We start from the raw sequence: 19,126 nt of genomic DNA, 5'->3' as shown, positions 1-19,126 counted from the left end.
GCGTCGTTCAGGGAGCGTTTCTCAGTGACGGAGGCGGAGGACCGCAAGCCGCAGTCGGACGAGGCGAGGGGGCCCTATGACCCCGAGGTGACCTCCGAGTTCGCCGTCCCGGAGGGGGTGGAGGTCCCGCCCGCCCCGGAGGCGGAGGGCTCGGCGTTCAGCCGGCCGAGCACGTACAGCGCGCGCAGCGCCCCGCCCGCGTTCACGCCCCCCGGCGGGATGCCGGTGGTGAGCCTGACCAAGGACGTGCCCTGGCAGGACCGGATGCGCACGATGCTGCGGATGCCGGTGACGGAGCGGCCCGCGCCGGAGCCGGTCGGGAGGGCGGAGGAGGGCGGTCCGGCCGTCCCGCGCGTGCTCGACCTGACGCTGCGCATCGGCGAGCTGCTGCTGGCGGGCGGGGAGGGCGCGGAGGACGTGGAGGCCGCGATGTTCGCGGTGTGCCGCTCCTACGGCCTGGACCGCTGCGAGCCGACCGTCACCTTCACGCTGCTGTCGATCTCGTACCAGCCCTCGCTGGTGGAGGACCCGGTGACGGCGTCCCGGACGGTGCGCCGCCGGGGCACCGACTACACGCGGCTGGCGGCCGTCTTCCGGCTCGTGGACGATCTGAGCGACCCGGAGACCCAGGTCTCCCTGGAGGAGGCCTACCGGCGGCTCGCCGAGATCCGGCGCAACCGGCATCCGTATCCGACCTGGGTGCTGACCGGGGCGAGCGGGCTGCTCGCGGGGGCGGCCTCGGTGCTGGTCGGCGGTGACGCCGTGGTGTTCGTGGCGGCGCTGGTGGGCGCGATGCTCGGCGACCGGCTGGCGTGGCTGTGCGCGGGGCGCGGGCTGCCGGAGTTCTACCAGTTCCTGGTCGCCGCGATGCCCTCGGTCGCGATGGGCATCGTGCTGACGCTGACGCACGTCGACGTGAAGGCGTCCGCGGTCATCACCGGCGGCCTGTTCGCGCTGCTGCCGGGGCGGGCGCTGGTGGCGGGCGTCCAGGACGGGCTGACCGGCTTCTACATCACGGCCGCGGCCCGCCTGCTGGAGGTCATGTACCTGTTCGTGGGCATCGTCGTCGGGGTGCTGGTGATGCTCTACGTCGGCGTCCAGCTGGGTGCCCGGCTCAACCCCGACGCGGTCCTGGGCGGCAGCAACCGGCCGCTGTGGCAGATCTGCTCCTCGATGCTGCTGTCGCTCACCTTCGCCGTCCTGCTCCAGCAGGAACGATCCACCGTGCTGGCCGTCACCCTGAACGGGGGTGTGGCCTGGTGCGTGTACGGCGCGATGCACTACACCGGCGGGATCTCGCCCGTGGCCTCCACTGCCGTCGCGGCGGGCGTGGTCGGCCTGTTCGGGCAGCTCCTCGCGCGGTACCGGTTCGCCTCGGCGCTGCCGTACACCACCGCGGCGATCGGGCCCCTGCTGCCGGGGTCGGCCGTCTATTTCGGGCTGCTGGCGATCGCGCAGAACGAGGTGGACGAGGGGGTGGGGTCGCTCACCAAGGCGGCCGCTCTGGCCATGGCCATCGCCATCGGGGTGAATCTGGGGTCGGAGGTGTCCCGGCTGTTTCTGCGGATCGGGTCACCTGAGAAGCGCAGGGCGGCAAAGAGGACGCGGGGCTTCTGATCCCCGCGCCCCTGTCGGGGTGCTGTCAGTAGCCCTGGTTCTGGTTGTGCGGGTACTGCTGCGGGGGGTACTGCTGCTGGCCGCCGTAGTAGTCGTTGGCGTAGGGCTGCGGCTGCTGCTGGGCGTAGTAGTCGTTCTGCGGGGGCTGGTGGTCGTCGATGCGGCGGAGCTGGGTCGTCGCGTCGTCCATGACCGGGTACGGGGGCTGGTACGGCTGCTGCTGCTCGGGGGCCGGGGGCTGCTGCCGGGGCGGGTTCTTCTTGGCCTGGGAGCGGGCCCGCAGGAACTCGATGACGATCGGGACCACCGAGAGGAGGACGATCAGGATGAGCATCGCCTCGATGTTCTTCTTGACGAAGTCGATGTTGCCGAGCCAGGAGCCGAGGAGGGTGACGCCCGCGCCCCACAGGACGCCGCCGATGATGTTGAAGACCAGGAACGAGCGGTACTTCATGCCGCTGACGCCGGCGATGATCGGCGTGAACGTCCGCACGATGGGCACGAAGCGGGCCAGGATCAGGGACTTCGGGCCGTGCTTCTCGAAGAACTCGTGCGCCTTGGTGACGTTCTCCTGCTTGAACAGGCGGGAGTCGGGGCGGCTGAAGAGGGACGGGCCCACCTTCTTGCCGAACATGTAGCCCGCCTGGTCGCCCAGGATCGCGGCGACGCAGATCAGCGCGACCGCGCCCCACAGCGGGAAGTCCAGCTGGTTCGAGGTGATCAGCAGGCCGGCCGTGAACAGCAGGGAGTCACCCGGCAGGAAGAAGCCGATGAGCAGGCCGGACTCCGCGAAGACGATGAGCAGCAGACCCCAGATGCCGAACGAGTCGAGCAGGTAGTCGGGGTCCAGCCAGCTCGGTCCGAGGGCAAGGGTCGTCACGGTTTTGGGCTCCTGAGGGGTGAGGGCGGTCGGTGCGGCGGCGGGACCGCCCCAAACTATCAACGCAGCGCCACAGGACCAGGTTCCCAGGGCTTCCCCCAGGATGCACTGTGCCCCTCCCCGGTCAAAGCTGTGAACATGGGCATCGATGATTTCGGCGGCGGCCAGGGGCCCGAGCCGGACGTACTGGTCGTCACCACCAACGATGTGCCCGGGTTCCGGGTGCAGGAGGTCCTCGGCGAGGTCTTCGGGCTGACCGTGCGTTCACGGCACATCGGCAGCCAGATCGGCGCGGGTCTGAAGTCGATGATCGGCGGTGAGCTCAAAGGGCTGACCAAGACGCTGGTGCAGACCCGCAACCAGGCCATGGAGCGGCTCGTCGAGCAGGCACGCGCGCGGGGCGCCAACGGCGTGCTGATGTTCCGCTTCGACGTGACCGAGGCGGCGGACGTGGGCACCGAGGTGTGCGCGTACGGGACCGCGGTGGTCCTGGCCCGGGACTGAGCCCCGGGCCGGGTCGGGCGTCAGCCGTTCGAGCCGCCTCGGTCCGCGTTCGCCCGGATGGCCTCCTCCAGGTGCGCGGCGAGGCCGGGCCGCACGGAGTCGTAGAACGCCCTGAAGCGCTCGTCGGAGACGTACATCTCCCCCAGGCAGCGGTGCATCGCGTACGGGCAGTCGAAGTACCAGGTGCCGATGTGGCGCCGGTGCTCCTCGGCCAGGTCCATGGCCGTCTCCCCGGTGGGCGGCTCACCGGCGGCCATCAGGGCGGCGTACCGCTCGTTCCAGGCGTCGACCTCGGCCTGGATGCGTTTCCAGTCGTCCTTCGTGTAGCGGGCGGCCCGGCGCTGCGACTCGGCGTAGGTCCCGGTGCCGCCCCAGCGCGCCTCCGCCTCCTCGGCGTACTGCTCGGGGTCCTTGTCGCCGAAGACCTCGAACTTCTCCTCGGGTGTGAGGTTGATGCCCATCGTGCGTGCCTCCATGGCGTGTTCCACGGCCGCCGCCATCTTCCGCAGCTTCTCGATCCGGGCGGTCAGCAGTTCGTGCTGCCGGCGCAGATGCGCGCGCGGGTCCGCGGCCGGGTCGTCGAGCAGGGCGGCGACCTCTTCGAGCGGGAAGCCGAGCTCGCGGTAGAACAGGATCTGCTGGAGCCGGTCGAGGTCGGTGTCGTCGTAGCGCCGGTGGCCCGCGTGGCTGCGGTCGCCGGGGACGAGCAGGCCGATCTCGTCGTAGTGGTGCAGGGTGCGCACCGTGATCCCGGCGAATCCGGCGACCTGTCCTACGGAGTAGCTCACGTCCTCCGCTCCTTCCGTGTGCGTCCGTACGGGTTCCACGGTGGGGCCTCACGTCGCGTGAGGTGCAAGCCCGGGCGCGCGGGCCGGGCGGGCGTCCCGTCACAGGCTGTCACCCATCCGGATGTCATGTCCGTTTCGTCCGCTTATGGTGGGCCCGTGGTCTCGGCCCACCCAGCCCCGCCGTCCGGCGCGGACGGAACTCCGGTCCGCCGCCACCCGTTCGATCCTTCAGGAGGCCCCCATGGCGTTGCACAAAGGTCCCGAGAAGCCCGACGAGCGCCCGCTGTCCCTGAACCCCTTCTACGGCGAGGCCAATCCGGTCAGCGGCATGACCGAGGCCCCGCCCAAGCACCGGCTGCCCGACAACCCGATGGCGCCCACGGCGGCGTACCAGCTGGTGCACGACGAGCTGATGCTGGACGGCAATTCCCGGCTCAACCTGGCGACCTTCGTCACCACCTGGATGGAGCCGCAGGCCGGGGTGCTGATGGCGGAGTGCCGCGACAAGAACATGATCGACAAGGACGAGTACCCGCGCACCGCCGAGCTGGAGCGGCGCTGTGTGGCGATGCTCGCCGATCTGTGGAACGCGCCGGACCCGTCGGCGGCCGTGGGCTGTTCGACGACCGGGTCCAGCGAGGCGTGCATGCTGGCCGGGATGGCGCTCAAGCGCCGCTGGAGCAGGCGGAATCCGGACTCCGGGGCACGGCCGAACCTGGTGATGGGCGTCAACGTCCAGGTGTGCTGGGAGAAGTTCTGCAACTTCTGGGAGGTCGAGCCCCGCCTGATCCCCATGGAGGGCGAGCGCTACCACCTCGACCCGCAGGCCGCCGCCGACCGGTGCGACGAGAACACCATCGGGGTCGTCGGCATCCTGGGCTCCACCTTCGACGGGTCCTACGAGCCCATCGCCGAGCTGTGCGCGGCCCTGGACGCCCTCCAGGAGCGCACCGGTCTCGACATCCCGGTGCATGTGGACGGCGCGTCCGGCGCGATGGTCGCCCCCTTCCTCGACGAGGACCTGGTGTGGGACTTCCGCCTCCCGCGCGTGGCGTCGATCAACACCTCCGGGCACAAGTACGGGCTGGTGTACCCCGGGGTCGGCTGGGCGCTGTGGCGCGACAAGGAGGCGCTGCCCGAGGAACTGGTGTTCCGGGTCAACTATCTGGGCGGCGACATGCCGACGTTCGCGCTGAACTTCTCCCGGCCCGGCGCCCAGGTGGTCGCCCAGTACTACACGCTGGTGCGACTGGGCCGTGCGGGCTTCCGGACCGTGCAGCAGACCACCCGGGACGTGGCCCGGGGCATCGCCGACAGGGTGGAGGCCCTCGGCGACTTCCGGCTCCTCACCCGGGGCGACGCGCTGCCCGTCTTCGCCTTCACGACGGCGCCGGACATCACGTCGTACGACGTCTTCGACGTGTCGCGGCGGATGCGGGAGAGCGGCTGGCTGCTCCCGGCGTACACCTTCCCGCCGAACCGGGAGGACCTGTCCGTCCTGCGGGTGGTGTGCCGCAACGGCTTCTCGGAGGATCTCGCGGACCTGTTCGTGGAGGACCTCACCCGGCTGCTGCCGGAGCTGCGCCGCCAGTCGGGCCCGCTGGACCGGGACAAGGGCGCGGCGACCAGCTTCCACCACTAGTGCCGCGGCAGGCAACGTTTGCCCGTCAAGGAGCGGCGTCCGGTGCGTGCTCTCGGCGTGCCGGCCGGAAGTCCTCGTACTGGACGTACTTGGGCTTTCGGCCGGTGCGGCGAGAGTGCGTGCCGGGCGTCGCGACGGGGCGAACGTTGCCTGCCGCGGCACTAGGTCTCGTCACCGGGACCTGTCCGGCAGGACGTCGGCGAACGGTTCGCCCTCGCCCGCGAAGGTGTAGGCGCCGGTCTCGATGCGGTCGATCAGGCCGTGGGTCCACTCGGCCTCCGCGTCGGCCGTGTGGACCCAGAGGTTCATGATCTCGCCGATGTGGCCCACCTGCTGGGGGCCGCCCTCGGGGTCGTAGTGCTCGACGACGGTGGAGCGCCACCGTTCGATGCGGCGGATCCGCTCCTTGAGCAGGGTCACGGCCTCGGCGCGGGGCAGGTCGACGACGAAGCCGATGGCCGCCGACTTGACGTCGGTCCTCTGGTCGTAGGAGGTCAGCGCCTCGCGCAGCAGGCGGAAGTACTCCTCGGTGCCCGCCTCGGTGATCTCGTACTCGGTGCGGGGCGGGCCGCCGGCCGTGGAGGGGGCCGTCTCGTGCTCGTGCAGCAGCCCCTGTTTCGCCAGTTGCCGCAGGGCGTGGTAGATCGAGCCCGGCTTGGCGTTGGACCACTCGTGGGCGCCCCAGTACTCCAGGTCGCCGCGGACCTGGTAGCCGTGGGCCCGCCCGTGCAGGCGCACCGCGCCCAGCACGAGAAGACGGATTGCTGACATGGGCCCCAGGTTATGACCCGGGGCCCGGAGACCGGCACCCGGCTCAGAAGGGGAACCGGCTGCGGCCGTGCTGCACCGAGATCCACTTGGTGGTGGTGAAGGCCTCGAGGGTCGTCTCGCCGTTGAGACGGCCGACGCCGGAGCTCTTCTCGCCGCCGAAGGGCACGATCGGCTCGTCGTGGACGGTGCCGTCGTTCACATGGAACATGCCGCTGTCGACCTGCTTGGCGAAGGCCACGCCCCGCTCGACGTTCCCGGTGTGGACCGCGCCGCTGAGGCCGTACGGGGTGTCGTTGACCAGGCGCAGCGCCTCCTCCTCGCCGTCGAAGGGGACGAGGAAGGAGACGGGGCCGAAGACCTCCTGCTGGAGCAGGGCGGAGTCGGCGGGGACGCCGGTCAGGACGGACGGCCGGACGAGGTTGCCCTCGGTCGTGCCGTGCAGCAGGGCCGTCGCGCCCTCGGCGAGCGCCTGCTCGACGACCGAGGTGAGCGACTCCGCCTGCTGGGAGTTGATCACCGGGCCGATGACCGTCTCCGGGTCGCGCGGGTCGCCGGCCTTGAGGCCGCGCACCTTGGCGACGAACTTCTCGGTGAACTCGTCGGCGAGCGAACGGTCGACCAGGACGCGGTTGGCGGCCATGCAGACCTGGCCCTGGTGGACGTAGCGGCTGAAGACGGCCGCGTCGACGGCGTAGTCGACGTCCGCGTCGTCGAGGACCACGATCGCGCTGTTGCCGCCCAGTTCGAGGACGGAGCGCTTGAAGTGCGCGGCGCAGACGGTGGCCACGTGACGGCCGACCTTGTCGGAGCCGGTGAAGGAGATCACGCGCGGGATCGGGTGCTCGATGAACGCGTCGCCGATCTCCGCGATGTCGGTGACGACGACGTTCAGCAGACCGGCGGGCAGCCCCGCGTCCTCGAACAGCTTGGCGACCAGGGTGCCGCCGACGATCGGGGTGTTCTGGTGCGGCTTGAGCACCACGGCGTTGCCGACCGCCAGGGCCGGGGCGACCGACTTCACGGACAGCAGGAACGGGAAGTTGAAGGGGCTGATCACGCCCACGACGCCGACCGGCACCCGGTAGAGGCGGTTCTCCTTGCCGTCGACCGGCGAGGGGATGATCTTGCCCTCGGGGCGCAGCGCCAGGTTGACCGACTCGCGCAGGAACTCCTTGACGAGGTGGAGTTCGAAGGCGGCCTTCAGCCGCGTGCCGCCGAGCTCGGCGATGATGACGTCGGCGATCTCCTGCTCGCGCTCCTCGACCAGGCGCAGCGCCTGCTCGAATATCGTGCGGCGGGCGTAGGCGTTGGTCTCGGCCCACTCCTTCTGGGCGCGGGCGGCGGCGCGGTAGGCCTCGTCGACCTCGTCGACCGTGGCGATGGTGATCGAGGCGAGCTTCTCGCCGTCGTAGGGGTTGAAGTCGATGATGTCCCAGGACCCCGTCCCTGGACGCCACTTACCGTCGATGTACTGCTGCGCCAGGTCCGTGAAGTAGGACGACATGTGATCCCTCAATCCCCTGCTGCGATCGACGTCACGATCTGATCACGCGTCATCGTACGTGTGTTTCAAGGGGGTTGGGTCCTTCCCCGGATTCCCGGGGGGAAACCCTCGGGAACCGGCCCTACGACAGCTGGATCAGGCCACGCAGCAGGTCCCGGCTCTCGTCGGGTCCGGGGCTGTCCTGCTGGAGCTCCTTCAGCGCCTGCTCGTACTGGGCGACGTCCTCGTGCTTGTCGAGGTAGAGGGCGCTGGTGAGCTGCTCCAGGTAGACGACCTCCTTCAGATCGGACTCCGGGAAGCCGAGGATGGTGAAGGAGCCGGACTCACCGGAGTGCCCGCCGAAGCTGAACGGCATGATCTGGAGCCGTACGTTGGGCCGCTCGGAGATCTCGATCAGGTGCTGGAGCTGACCGCGCATCACCTCGCGGTCGCCGTAGGGCCGGCGCAGGGCGGCCTCGTCGAGGACGATGTGGAACTCGGGGGCGTTCTCGGCGACGAGGTACTTCTGCCGCTCCAGGCGCAGCGCCACACGCCGGTCGATGTCGGCGGCGCTCGCGCCCCTCATCCCGCGGGAGACGACCGCGTGGGCGTAGGCCTCGGTCTGGAGCAGGCCGTGCACGAACTGCACCTCGTAGACGCGGATCAGCGAGGCCGCGCCCTCCAGGCCGACGTAGGTGGGGAACCAGTTGGGCAGGACGTCCGAGTAACTGTGCCACCAGCCCGCCACGTTGGCCTCGCGGGCGAGTCCGACCAGGGCCTGGCGCTCGATGTCGTCCGTGATGCCGTACAGCGTCAGCAGGTCTTCGACGTCACGGGTCTTGAAGCTCACCCGGCCCAGCTCCATCCGGCTGATCTTCGACTCCGACGCCCGGATGTGGTAGCCCGCCGCCTCCCGCGTGATCCCGCGTGCTTCGCGCAGTCGCCGTAGTTGCGAACCGAGCAGCATCCGCCGCACCACCGATCCGGGCTCTCCCGCGCTCACGTTCGCCAGCCTCCCCAACGGTCCTCTGCGCCCGCAGTCTGCCACTAAAACACTTCGAGCAGTACTCGTCCGATTACAGAGATGGAAAGAAGCCAAAGGATACGCACAGAGCTACGCAAGGGAAGGGTGTGGAGAAAGCAAGGGAACGGGCCTTGGACGACGGGAAGTGGCGGAAAAAAAGGCCAAGAAGCGGTACGGGCGGGTCCATTTCGGTCACGTGCACGTGCATCTGCCCTTGCATCCGCCGTGCGCATCGGAAACCATGGTCTCGCGCCACCGCTGCATCGCAACGACCGCGAATCCCGGGAGTGCCTCGCATGGGGACGAATGGATCGACCATGCTCGAGCCGTTACGGCAGGGCCTTCCGCCGCTTGATCCCGCGGCCGTGTCCAACGCCGCGTCCTGCGCACTGCCCGCCCGCTTCGAAGCGGTGCGCGAGGCCCGCCAGTTCACCAGAAGAACCCTGGGCCAGTGGGACGTGGGCGACCGCTTCGACGACATCTGTCTGGTCGTCTCGGAGCTGGTGACCAACGCCCTGCGGCACGGGCTGCCCGAGGCGGCCCCGCTTCCGGCGGACCAGAGCCCGTCGGTGCGGCTGCATCTGATGCGGTGGACCGAGCGGCTGGTGTGCGCGGTGCGCGATCCCAGTCACGACAGCCCGCTGCCCCAGGAGGGCGAGGACTTCTCGGCGGAGTCGGGCCGCGGCCTGTTCCTCGTCGACTCCTTCGCCGACGGCTGGGGCTGGCACCCGCTGTCGGGCAGCCTCGGCGGCAAGGTGGTCTGGGCGCTGTTCCGGCTGCACACGCCCACCGAATGATGAACCGCGGCGCTCTTCGGCGCCGCGGTTCTACGCGCGTTGCGACCCCTTTGATGCAGGTTTGCCCCTGCGGCATGAGCGGCCGGCGGGTCAGCTCGCGATCAGGTGGTCGAACTCGCCGTCCTTGATGCCCAGCAGCATCGCCTCGATCTCGGCCCGCGTGTAGACGAGCGCGGGGCCGTCCGGGAAGCGCGAGTTGCGCACGGCCACGTCCCCGCCGGGCAGTCGCGCGAACTCCACGCAGGATCCCTGCGAGTTGCTGTGCCGGCTCTTCTGCCAGGCAACCCCGTACAGCTGTGTGGCCGTCATGCCGTTGTACACGTCGTGCCCCCCGTCAACGTGGTGGTCCACAGGTCGCTCCCTGGTGGTGCACTGGCTCGTGTGGCCATTGGTGCCGTGGTCAACTGTCCCGGATCATAACCCCGTTCATGTGCAGCTGCATGAGCAGATGCACGTGCACGAGGGGTGGTGGCGCGGTTACAGCGTTGACGCGCGCTTTACCCGGCCGGGAAGTAGTCCGGATCGAACCACTCGCGCACTAGGAACAGACGCTCCGCACGCCCGTCATGTTCCACCGGCACCCCTCACCAGCACCGTTTTCCTCCGTTTCGTGCGGTCCTGGAAGGCGGACGCGAGGCCTCCGGTCCATCCGGTGGACGTTCCTCCGGACGTGGGGGTTCCGCGGGTCCCGCCCGGAGGATCCGGAAATGGCCCTGCCCGGGCGGAGCGGGCGCGGAAAGCGCTCGCCCCCGTGCACGACCCGGACGGTCGTACACGGGGGCGAATCCTGCCGGAGCGGAGGGGCCGTTCACCTCGGCCGTCCGGCCCAGGCGCGGGAGGAGCGATGTCCAGCCGGTGTGGACGGATCGACCGGTTTCCCTCGTGCGGCTGAGAGCGCCTCCGGCTCAGCGGCTGCCGTACGGCAGCAGGGCCATCTCGCGGGCGTTCTTGATCGCACGGGCCAGCAGTCGCTGCTGCTGGGCGGAGACCCGGGTGACCCGCCGGCTGCGGATCTTGCCCCGGTCGGAGAGGAACGTCCGCAGCAGGTCGGTGTCCTTGTAGTCGATGTGGACGACACCCGCCCGGTCGAGGGGGTTGGGGCGGGGCTTGGCGGGCTTGCGGTCGGCCTTGCGGGGCACGGGGTCAGACCTCCAGGAGGGTGTCGAAGGCGGGCGGCAGCCGCTTCCAGGCGTCGCGGCCGCCGGCGTACTCGGCGTCGGTGAGCAGACAGGCCTCCAGCAGCCGTTCGAGCCCGTCGCGGTCGAGGCCGGGGGACGTGAAGACCAGGTGCTGGCAGCAGTCGCCGTGCTCGGGGTGCCAGTCCAGCGCGGCGGCGGCCCGGCGCACCGGCGGGACCAGCTCCCAGGCCGCGTCCGGGAGCGCGGCGAGCCACGGACCCGCCGACTCCACGCACAGGGCGCCGCCCGCCGCGTCCCAGTGCAGCAGCACATCGGGCTTGTCGGCGAGCCAGAACCGGCCCCGGCTGCGGGCGGCGGCGCAGGTCAGGTCCTCCAGCGCCGCGTACAGCCGCTCCGGGTGGAAGGGGCGGTCGCGGTGCCACACGAAGGTGGCGACACCGTGCGCGTCGGCCTCGGCGGGAAGCAGCGCACAGGCGGGGTGCTGTGCGGCGGCGGCCGCCTCGACGTCGAAACCGGCGAGGGCGGCCGTCGCCAGCTCGGACGGGCCGGGAGAAGTGCCGGATGCATATGCACGTGCGGATGCATCCGCTGCGGGGTGACCGCCTCGGACGGGGACCCGGCGGGCGGTCGGATGCAGCTGGGCCAGCAGCTCCCGGTCCTCGTCGTCGGCCTCCGGGGAGTCGACGACGGCCAGCACGGGGGCGTACTCCAGCTGCCGGGCGAAGGTGTCGGCGACGGTCCGCCGGTCGGTGGCGGCCGCGGCGAGGCCCACGTCGGCGAGGTCGTCGCCGTTGCCGAGGCAGGGCAGCAGCAGCGCGGGGTCGACGGCGGTGATCACTCCGGTGACGGTGAGGCCGCCGGCCACGACCACCTCGGTCATGGCCTTGGGCTCCACGGAGTCCCACAGCTCGACGATCGCGAGCCGGGTGGTGCCGTCGTCCTCGAGCCGGCGCAGTTCGGGGACCAGGTCCTCGCGCAGCGCGCAGCAGGCGCAGTCGTCGATCAGGGGCGCCTCGCCGGCGGAGCGGACTCCGCCGGCGTCGCGGACGGTCCGTACGACCGTGCCGGCGGCGGCCGTCGCCAGGTCGTGGTGGAGTACGACGCCGTCCGGGACGTCGGCGAGCAGGCGTGCCACCGTCGCCCGGCGGGCGTCGGCGTGCAGCCCGCCGACGATCACGACGGAGAGGCTCACGAACCGCCCCGCTTCCCGTACCGGCGCTCGAAGCGCTCGACGCGGCCGGCGGTGTCCAGGACGCGGGCGGTGCCGGTGTAGAAGGGGTGGCTGACGTTCGAGATCTCGACGTCGACGACCGGGTAGGTGCGGCCGTCCTCCCACTCGATCGTCTTCTCGCCGGTCATCGTCGAGCGGGTCATCGTCGAGCGGGTCAGGAAGGCGTGGTTCGCGGCGCGGTCGCGGAAGACGACCGGGCCGTACGCCGGGTGGATCGCCTCGCGCATGGTCAGCGCTCCTCTCGGAAGTCGACGTGGCGGCCGGCGACCGGGTCGTACTTCCTGAGGGTCATACGGTCCGGGTCGTTGCGGCGGTTCTTACGGGTGACGTACGTGAAGCCGGTCCCCGCCGTGGACCGGAGCCTGACGACCGGGCGGAGTTCGTTGCGTGCCATGCTGGTATCTTACTGAAAATGACATCCATTAGCGATAGCTGGCAGAGAGAGGTACGTCACCCATGTCCGCGCACTGCATGCTGACCGGGGCACGGCCCGGGTTCGGCAACCGGATCTCGCACTCCCACCGGCGGACGTCCCGCCGCTTCGACCCGAACGTCCAGTCCAAGCGGTACTGGCTGCCCGGCGAGGGGCGTCAGGTACGGCTGCGGCTGAGCGCGCGCGGGATCAAGACGGTCGACGCGATCGGCGTCGAGGCGGCGGTGGCGCGGATCCGCGCCCGCGGCATCCGGGTCTGAAGGGGCTGAGGGTCCGATGGCGAAGAAGAGCAAGATCGCGAAGAACGAGCAGCGGCGGGAGACCGTCGCGCGGTACGCCGAGCGGCGGGCCGAGCTGAAGGAGATCCTGCGGCGGCCCTCCTCGACGGAGGCCGAGCGGCTGGCCGCCCAACGGGAGCTGCGCCGGCAGCCGAGGGACGCGAGCGCCACGCGCGTGCGCAACCGGGACCAGGTGGACGGGCGGCCGCGCGGTTACGTCCGGGCGTTCGGGCTGTCCCGGCTGGGCCTGCGGGAGCAGGCGCACGCGGGATGTCTGCCGGGGGTGCGGAAGGCTTCCTGGTAGGCCACCGGCCCGCTCCGCGGGTCACAGGTGTGTCCTTGGAGGTCACAGGTCGTCCCCAGGGTTCCGGGTGGGCGTGCTGGTAGCTTGCTGCGGTCCTTCCGGTCCGGCCCGTCCGGCCCGTCCGGCTACACCTTGGGAGCTTGCAGTGACTTCGGCGATCTACTCGCGCGGCACGTCCCGTCGGCCGATGCGGGCCGTGGCGGCCGTGGCGGTGCTGGCGGGCGCGCTCGCGCTGACCGGGTGCGGCGGCGGGTCCGACGACGACGGCTCCTCGGCGATCCCGTCCGCGAACGCCGCCACGGCGACCGCCGGCACCGGCGGGACCGCCGGCGGGTCGGACGGCGCCACGGCCTCCGCGTCGAACGAGCTGGAGGGCAACTGGCTCACCAAGGCGGACGGCGACTCCGTCGCGCTGATCGTCACCGGGAAGCAGGCCGCCCTGTTCGCCACCGGCGGGACCGTGTGCAGCGGGACCGCCAGCGTGGAGGCGGGCATGAAGATGATCTACCTCAAGTGCCCCACCGGCTCCAAGGACCGTACGACCGGCATGGTCGACTCGGTCGACGGCGACACCCTGAAGGTGACCTGGACGGGCGCGGCGGGCAAGGAGACGTACACCAAGGCGGAGAACGGTCAGCTGCCCTCGGGGCTGCCGACGGCCGGGACCGGCTCCTGACCCGGGGCCTGTCGGCCGGAGCACACGGCACCCGGGGAGTGCGGGCACGGGTGGGGGCGCGCGGCGAGCCGCCGTGCGCGTACGTGATGATCCTTCCAGCACCGCCACAGACCTCAGGGGACCACTCATGCGCGCCGTACCGATCACCGTCACCGCCCTCGCCGCGGCCCTGCTGCTCACCGCCTGCTCCGGCGACGACAGCGGCTCGGACGACACCGGGAGCAAGACCTCCGCCTCCGGCGGCACGGCCGCCGGTTCCGCCTGCTCCTTCGACGGCCTGGGCCAGGAGGTCGGCCCGGTCGACGCCGCCCCCGCCGCCGGGGACACCGGCAACGTCACCGTCACCCTCGCCAACAAGGGTGCCGAGTGCACCCTGGACGGCTTCCCCACCGTCGGCCTCTCCGCCGACGGCGACCCCGCGAGCGTGCCGCAGGACCCGGCCGCCCAGAAGCAGAAGGTGACCGTCCCGGAGCAGGGCACGGTCACCTTCACGATCACCTACGTCCGCGGCGAGAGCGGCGACAAGAGCCTCGCCGTGAAGACGGCGCAGTACAGCCTGCCGGGATCCGGCAAGAGCGAGAGCTTCCCCTGGTCCTACGGCGACGTCTCGCTGAAGAGCGCGGGCGTACCGGACGCCTCGGTGGGCGCCTTCACGCAGGCGGGCGACTGACCCGCCTCACGGGAGCCGCGGCCGGGCGGCGACCTGCGCCCGGTCGGCGGCCTCGGCTCCCTCGGTCCAGCCCGCCTCGTCGGTGACGCCGCGCAGCCTCGTGGTGACCGTGTCCGGGAACATCCGGTCGGTGGCGGCCGTGACGGCGACCTCCCGGGTGGCGAGGACCGGGAGCAGGTCCCGGCCGGCCTCGCTCTCGGTGGCGGCCGCGACCTCGGCGAGCCGCGCCCCCACGCGATGGGCGTACGCGGCGAGGAAGGACTGCCGGAAGGTCTTGGTCCGCTTGCGTCCGCCGGCCCGCTGCGCGGCCTCCGCCTTCACCATCGCCGACTGCGCCTGCACCAGCAGCGAGGTGTGGAGCAGCTCCACCGCCACCAGATCGGCCTCGAAGCCGACGACCGTGGAGAAGCAGAAAGGTTCGTTCCAGACGGCCCGGCAGTGGTTGGCGGACGCGACCGCGTCCAGCAGCATCGCCTGGGCCTGCTCGTACGGCGGCTCGACCCCGATCCGGCAGGCGGCGGGCGCGTCCGGGTCCGGGGCCCGGGCGTCGAGCAGCGCCTCGTCGACGCTGTGCCGGGCCATCAGCTCCTGCGCCTTCGCGGTGAGCGCCTCCGCCTCCTCCGGATAGCCGGTGGCCTCCGCCTTGGCGAGCAGCGCGCGGATCCGGGTGAGCATGCGGGAGTCGGACCGCCGGCCCGGCCCCGGCCGGGGCTCCTGGAGGGGGTCGAGGGAGGGCAGGCGCAGCAGGAGGCGGTAGAGCTCCAGGACCGCGGTCGCGGACGAGAAGCGGTCGGTGCGGGCCGGGACCCCGGCGGGCAGCTCGGCGAGCTGGGCGGCCCAGCGGGGGCCGCGCGCCTTGTCGTCCGGTGCCTGCGCGCGGATCAGCGCGGCCAGCACGCGCACGTGGACGTCCTCCAGTTCCCGCCGCACGATCCGTACGAGGTCGGCGGGCTGCCAGCCGCGCTGCCAGGCCGACGCCACGAACTCCCTGCCGCGCCGGTCGAGTTCGGCGTCCGCGGCGGGGTCGGCGGCGAGGAGGGAGGCGCCGGTGTCGAGGGCGGTGTCCACGGTGTCGTAGAGGGCGGTGCGGAAGGCGGTGTCGACGGTGCTGCTCACCGGTCGATCGTGCCACGCGCGCGGGGAGCAGGGACACACCCCACTGACAACCCGAGGTTGACAGTCCTTGAGTGTCAACCTACGGTTGACACATGACGACGAACCCAGGCATCACGTCATCCGTACGGCTCGACGACCTCATCGCGGCCATCAAGAAGGTCCACCCCGAACCCCTCGACCAGCTCCAGGACGCGGTGATCGCCGCCGATCACCTCGGTGAGGTGGCCGACCACCTGATCGGGCACTTCGTCGACCAGGCCCGGCGCTCGGGCGCCTCCTGGACGGACATCGGCAGGAGCATGGGGGTCACCCGGCAGGCGGCGCAGAAGCGGTTCGTACCCAAGGAGTCGGCCGACCTCGACCCCAGCCAGGGCTTCAGCCGCTACACCCCGCGCGCCCGCAACGTGGTGATGGCCGCCCACAACGAGGCCGTCGCCGCCCGCAACACCGAGGGCCGCCCGGAGCACCTGGTGCTCGGCCTGCTGGCCGAACCGGAGGGGCTGGCCGCCAAGGCGATCACCGCGCAGGGGGTCCTCCTGGACACCGTGCGCCAGACCGCCGGCGCCGCGCTGCCGCCCGCCGCCGAGGAGGTCCCGGAGCTGGTCCCCTACGGCTCCGACGCCAAGAAGGTCCTGGAACTCACCTTCCGCGAGGCACTGCGCCTCGGCCACAACTACGTCGGCACCGAACACATCCTGCTGGCGCTGCTGGAGTTCGAGAACGGCACGGGCGTCCTGTCGGACCTCGGCATCGACAAGCCCGCCGTCGAAGGGTGGGTCGCACAGGCCCTCACGAAGCTCACCGTGGGGCTGCCGGACCAGGACTGAGGGCCGAGCCACGGCCACCGCGACCTGAGTATCAGCATCAATGTCAGACCCTCCTGCGACACTCGCAGCATGACCGACCGGTGGGCCCTCGCCCCGGCCGAGGACGGTGGCGTGGAGCTCGCCCCCCTCGGTCCGGACGGGCTGCCCGCCGGGCCGGTGCTGCGGGAGGCGGATCTCGCACGGGCCGTCCGCGAGCGCCCCGGCGTCACCCGCTGGGTCTGGCGGTCCACGGCCGAGGTGTACCCACGCCTGCTCGCCACGGGGGTGCGAGTGGAGCGGTGCTACGACGTCGAGGACGCCGAGACCCTCCTCCTCGGCCACGAGGGGCGGTACGGCGAACCCCGCTCGGCCGCCGCCGCCCTGGCCCGGCTGCGCGGCGGCCCCGTACCACCGGACCCGCCGCAGCGCTCCGCCGCGCCCGGCGCCCAGGCCCAGTCCTCGCTGTTCGAACCACGGTCCGTCCAGGCCGCCCCCCTGCCGCTGGCCGACCTCGCCGAGGTCTACGCCGAGCAGCAACGGCGGCACACACGCACGGAACACCCCGACCGGATGCGGCTGCTGACGGCGGCCGAGTCGGCGGGGATGCTGGTGGCCGCCGAGATGAACCGCGCGGGCCTGCCGTGGAGCGCCGAGGTGCACCGCGCGGTGCTGCACGACCTGCTCGGCGAGCGGTACACGGGCGGTGGCGAGCCCCGCCGGCTGGCCGAGCTGGCCGACGAGGTGTCCGCCGCGTTCGGCCGCCGGGTCCGCCCCGATCTGCCCGCCGATGTGCTCAAGGCGTTCGGACAGGCCGGGATCCGGGTGAGGTCGACCCGCCGCTGGGAGTTGCAGTCCCTCGACCATCCGGCGGTGAAACCGCTCATCGAGTACAAGAAGCTGTACCGCATCTGGGTCGCCCACGGCTGGTCCTGGCTGCACGACTGGGTGCGCGAGGGCCGCTTCCGCCCCGAGTTCCTGGCGCACGGCACGGTCACCGGCCGCTGGGTCACCAACGGCGGGGGCGCCCTGCAGATCCCCAAGGTCATCCGGCGGGCCGTGGTCGCCGATCCCGGCTGGCGGCTCGTCGTCGCCGACGCCGACCAGATGGAGCCGCGCGTCCTCGCGGCGATCTCCCGCGACCCCGGTCTGATGGAGGTGGCCGGCCAGGAGAGCGACCTCTACCAGTCCGTCTCCGACCGCGCCTTCTCCGGCGACCGCGACCAGGCGAAGCTGGCCGTGCTCGGCGCGGTCTACGGCCAGACCTCCGGCGACGGCCTGAAGAACCTCGCCGCGCTCCGCCGCCGCTTCCCGCGCGCGGTGGCCTACGTCGACGAGGCGGCCAGGGCGGGCGAGGAGGGCCGGCTCGTGCGGACCTGGCTGGGCCGGACCTGCCCGCCGGCGGCCGGCGCGGGCGAGACGGGCACGGACGAAGCCGGCATCCCGGTCGACCCCGTCGCCCCGGCCGAGGGCGCGGAACCGGAGGAGAGCCGGCCATGGGTACCGGGGTACGCCTCCTCCGACGCACGCGCGCGTGGCCGCTTCGCCCGTAACTTCGTCGTCCAGGGCAGCGCCGCCGACTGGGCGCTGCTGCTGCTCGCCGCGCTGCGCCGGACCTGCGCGGACATGGCGGCCGAGCTGGTCTTCTTCCAGCACGACGAGGTGATCGTGCACTGTCCCGAGGAGGAGGCGGAAGCGGTCGTCGCCGCCATCAAGGAGGCGGCCGGCCTCGCGGGGCGGCTGACGTTCGGGGAGACGCCGGTGCGGTTCCCGTTCACGACGGCGGTGGTGGAGTGCTATGCCGACGCGAAGTGATCACCCGGGCCGGCCGAGCAGCCCCTCGATCTCGGCCACGACGGTGGTCTCGTCCGTCCCGTCCAGTGCCTCCAGGGCCGCCCGCCACTGCGCGCGCGCCTCGTCCGTACGTCCCTGCTCGTGCAGCAGCAGACCGTGCTGGTGCCGGGCGAGGCCGCCCGTGTAGCGGTCGGCGCGGGCGTCGGCGCGGTGCAGCAGTTCGGCGCACTCCCCCGCGGCCGGTCCGGTCCGGCCCAGCAGCCGCAGCGCGCGGACCAGCCCGAGCCGGGTCTGCGACTCGCCGTGCCAGTCGCTGTGGCCGCCGAGGATGCGCAGGCTCTCCTCGAAGTGCGGCAGGGCGGCGGCCGGTTCACCGAGGGTGAGATGGGCGTAGCCGATGTTGCAGTGCGCCGAGTGCTGCACGATCACGGCGCCGATCCGGTCCCCGAGGGCCAGCGAGAGGCGGTGCTGCTCGATGGCGGCGCGCGGGTCGGTGTGCTCGTACAGGTTGCCGAGGTGGCTGTGGGTGATGGCCTCGCCGTGCGGGTCGTTCAGCTGGCGCGAGTACCCGAGGCTCTGGCGCAGGGCGTCGCCTGACTCCTCGTACCGGCCGAGGCTCTCCAGCAGCAGCCCCCGGTTGTTGAGGCAGCGGCGGATCCAGGACAGCCGGCCGAGCCGCCGCCAGATGGTCAGGGCACGGCCGTTGAGGGCGAGGGCGTCCTGGAGCCGGCCGGTCAGGAAGTGCAGACCGGCGAGGTCACCGAGGGCGTACGCCTCCGCCGGCGCGTCCCCGAGCCGCCGGGCCGTGCGCAGCGCGACCTGCCCGAGCACCTCCATCTCGGCGACCCGCCCCCGGCGCTGGAGGCAGGGGAAGAGGAGCCGGAGGAGGGTGGAGACGAGCGCGGCCTCGACGTCCCCGGCCCCGCCCTCGGCCAAGGCCGGCTCGGCCAGGGCGACGATGTTCTCCAGTTCGGTGTCGGCCCAGATGAAGGCCTCCTCGGGCCCCGGGAAGGCCGGTACGTCCCGGACGTACGCCGCGTGGGCCGCCGGCTGGGCGGAGGTGGGGCGGCACCGGTCGTCCTGGTCGAGACCGGGTTCGAGCACGGCGACAAGGGCCCGCTCGGCGACGGCGGCGTACCAGTGCAGGGCGGTTGTTCGGGGGGTGGTTGTTGCGGT

General features: G+C 71.8%; 22 protein-coding genes. 10 read left to right on the top strand and 12 right to left on the bottom strand.

The features are described from left to right. The first annotated feature begins 24 nt into the window (after positions 1-24). Entirely contained in the window at positions 25-1,617 is a 1,593-nt protein-coding gene (locus AQJ64_RS30105) for a threonine/serine exporter family protein (protein WP_055637901.1), read from the top strand. A gap of 25 nt (positions 1,618-1,642) precedes the next feature. Here the strand turns inward: AQJ64_RS30105 and AQJ64_RS30100 are convergent, their stop codons facing one another. Then, positions 1,643-2,497, bottom strand: coding sequence for a DedA family protein (locus AQJ64_RS30100; protein ID WP_059203159.1), 855 nt, complete (start codon positions 2,495-2,497; stop codon positions 1,643-1,645). Between the two features lie 138 nt (positions 2,498-2,635). Here AQJ64_RS30100 and AQJ64_RS30095 point away from each other — a divergent pair, with 138 nt between their 5' ends. Next, positions 2,636-3,001, top strand: coding sequence for a YbjQ family protein (locus tag AQJ64_RS30095; protein ID WP_055638253.1), 366 nt, complete (start codon positions 2,636-2,638; stop codon positions 2,999-3,001). A gap of 20 nt (positions 3,002-3,021) precedes the next feature. On the opposite strand, the gene AQJ64_RS30090 is transcribed toward AQJ64_RS30095, so the two are convergent. Beyond that, positions 3,022-3,789, bottom strand: a complete 768-nt coding sequence (locus AQJ64_RS30090) for a MerR family transcriptional regulator (protein ID WP_055638252.1) — start codon at positions 3,787-3,789, stop codon at positions 3,022-3,024. A 241-nt stretch (positions 3,790-4,030) separates the two neighbouring features. On the opposite strand from AQJ64_RS30090, the gene gad reads away from it, so the two are divergent. Then, positions 4,031-5,431, top strand: coding sequence for a glutamate decarboxylase (gene gad, locus AQJ64_RS30085; protein ID WP_055638251.1), 1,401 nt, complete (start codon positions 4,031-4,033; stop codon positions 5,429-5,431). Positions 5,432-5,602: 171 nt separating this feature from the next. Here the strand turns inward: gad and AQJ64_RS30080 are convergent, their stop codons facing one another. The 3 genes from AQJ64_RS30080 to AQJ64_RS30070 form a co-directional block, all read right to left on the bottom strand. After that, the gene (locus AQJ64_RS30080) at positions 5,603-6,202 is read right to left on the bottom strand and encodes a PadR family transcriptional regulator (RefSeq protein WP_055638020.1); all 600 of its coding nucleotides are present in this window, start codon (positions 6,200-6,202) and stop codon (positions 5,603-5,605) included. Positions 6,203-6,245: 43 nt separating this feature from the next. After that, positions 6,246-7,706, bottom strand: a complete 1,461-nt coding sequence (locus AQJ64_RS30075) for an aldehyde dehydrogenase family protein (protein WP_055638019.1) — start codon at positions 7,704-7,706, stop codon at positions 6,246-6,248. A gap of 121 nt (positions 7,707-7,827) precedes the next feature. Then, positions 7,828-8,652 carry a helix-turn-helix domain-containing protein gene (locus AQJ64_RS30070; RefSeq protein WP_055638018.1) on the bottom strand — a complete coding sequence of 275 codons (825 nt, stop codon included), beginning with the start codon at positions 8,650-8,652 and terminating at the stop codon, positions 7,828-7,830. Between the two features lie 374 nt (positions 8,653-9,026). Here AQJ64_RS30070 and AQJ64_RS30065 point away from each other — a divergent pair, with 374 nt between their 5' ends. Beyond that, the gene (locus tag AQJ64_RS30065; RefSeq protein ID WP_055638017.1) at positions 9,027-9,506 is read left to right on the top strand and encodes an ATP-binding protein; all 480 of its coding nucleotides are present in this window, start codon (positions 9,027-9,029) and stop codon (positions 9,504-9,506) included. Positions 9,507-9,596: 90 nt separating this feature from the next. Here AQJ64_RS30065 and AQJ64_RS30060 read toward each other — a convergent pair whose 3' ends face one another. The 5 genes from AQJ64_RS30060 to rpmG form a co-directional block, all read right to left on the bottom strand. Beyond that, the gene (locus tag AQJ64_RS30060) at positions 9,597-9,815 is read right to left on the bottom strand and encodes a DUF397 domain-containing protein (RefSeq protein ID WP_052183895.1); all 219 of its coding nucleotides are present in this window, start codon (positions 9,813-9,815) and stop codon (positions 9,597-9,599) included. A 596-nt stretch (positions 9,816-10,411) separates the two neighbouring features. Further along, positions 10,412-10,645: a 30S ribosomal protein S18 gene (gene rpsR / locus AQJ64_RS30055; protein WP_055638016.1), complete on the bottom strand. Its 234-nt coding sequence runs from the start codon at positions 10,643-10,645 to the stop codon at positions 10,412-10,414. A 4-nt stretch (positions 10,646-10,649) separates the two neighbouring features. Then, positions 10,650-11,837 (bottom strand): CobW family GTP-binding protein, encoded by a 1,188-nt coding sequence (locus tag AQJ64_RS30050; protein ID WP_055638015.1) that lies wholly within the window; start codon positions 11,835-11,837, stop codon positions 10,650-10,652. Next, positions 11,834-12,103 carry a type B 50S ribosomal protein L31 gene (locus AQJ64_RS30045; protein WP_055638014.1) on the bottom strand — a complete coding sequence of 90 codons (270 nt, stop codon included), beginning with the start codon at positions 12,101-12,103 and terminating at the stop codon, positions 11,834-11,836. Before AQJ64_RS30045 ends, AQJ64_RS30050 begins: the two co-directional genes overlap by 4 nt. Positions 12,104-12,105: 2 nt before the next feature. Next, complete coding sequence (gene rpmG / locus AQJ64_RS30040) at positions 12,106-12,270, bottom strand: 50S ribosomal protein L33 (protein WP_007383717.1); 165 nt, start codon at positions 12,268-12,270, stop codon at positions 12,106-12,108. A gap of 62 nt (positions 12,271-12,332) precedes the next feature. On the opposite strand from rpmG, the gene rpmB reads away from it, so the two are divergent. The 4 genes from rpmB (at position 12,333) to AQJ64_RS30020 (ending at position 14,237) form a co-directional block, all read left to right on the top strand. Beyond that, positions 12,333-12,569: a 50S ribosomal protein L28 gene (gene rpmB, locus AQJ64_RS30035; RefSeq protein ID WP_055638013.1), complete on the top strand. Its 237-nt coding sequence runs from the start codon at positions 12,333-12,335 to the stop codon at positions 12,567-12,569. A 16-nt stretch (positions 12,570-12,585) separates the two neighbouring features. After that, positions 12,586-12,891: a 30S ribosomal protein S14 gene (rpsN, locus tag AQJ64_RS30030; RefSeq protein WP_055638012.1), complete on the top strand. Its 306-nt coding sequence runs from the start codon at positions 12,586-12,588 to the stop codon at positions 12,889-12,891. A 187-nt stretch (positions 12,892-13,078) separates the two neighbouring features. Continuing rightward, on the top strand, positions 13,079-13,567 hold the full coding sequence (locus AQJ64_RS30025) for a hypothetical protein (protein ID WP_055638021.1): 489 nt from the start codon (positions 13,079-13,081) through the stop codon (positions 13,565-13,567). Positions 13,568-13,694: 127 nt separating this feature from the next. After that, positions 13,695-14,237, top strand: a complete 543-nt coding sequence (locus AQJ64_RS30020) for a DUF4232 domain-containing protein (protein ID WP_055638011.1) — start codon at positions 13,695-13,697, stop codon at positions 14,235-14,237. Positions 14,238-14,243: 6 nt separating this feature from the next. Here the strand turns inward: AQJ64_RS30020 and AQJ64_RS30015 are convergent, their stop codons facing one another. Beyond that, complete coding sequence (locus tag AQJ64_RS30015; RefSeq protein WP_240512922.1) at positions 14,244-15,353, bottom strand: DUF2786 domain-containing protein; 1,110 nt, start codon at positions 15,351-15,353, stop codon at positions 14,244-14,246. Between the two features lie 92 nt (positions 15,354-15,445). Between AQJ64_RS30015 and AQJ64_RS30010 the strand changes: the two genes are divergently transcribed. Both AQJ64_RS30010 and AQJ64_RS30005 read left to right on the top strand, forming a co-directional pair. Then, a complete protein-coding gene (locus AQJ64_RS30010; protein WP_055638009.1) occupies positions 15,446-16,180 on the top strand; it encodes a Clp protease N-terminal domain-containing protein in 735 nt (244 codons plus the stop codon). A gap of 69 nt (positions 16,181-16,249) precedes the next feature. Beyond that, positions 16,250-17,971 carry a bifunctional 3'-5' exonuclease/DNA polymerase gene (locus AQJ64_RS30005; RefSeq protein WP_055638008.1) on the top strand — a complete coding sequence of 574 codons (1,722 nt, stop codon included), beginning with the start codon at positions 16,250-16,252 and terminating at the stop codon, positions 17,969-17,971. On the opposite strand, the gene AQJ64_RS30000 is transcribed toward AQJ64_RS30005, so the two are convergent. Beyond that, on the bottom strand, positions 17,972-19,126 hold a 1,155-nt coding region (locus AQJ64_RS30000; RefSeq protein ID WP_159060316.1), incomplete at its 5' end, for a tetratricopeptide repeat protein.

It is taken from the genome of Streptomyces griseoruber (assembly GCF_001514205.1).
Classification (GTDB): Bacteria; Actinomycetota; Actinomycetes; order Streptomycetales; family Streptomycetaceae; genus Streptomyces; species Streptomyces griseoruber.
Note: the sequence above shows the minus strand (reverse complement) of the source record. Positions and strands in the feature narration are given on the sequence as shown.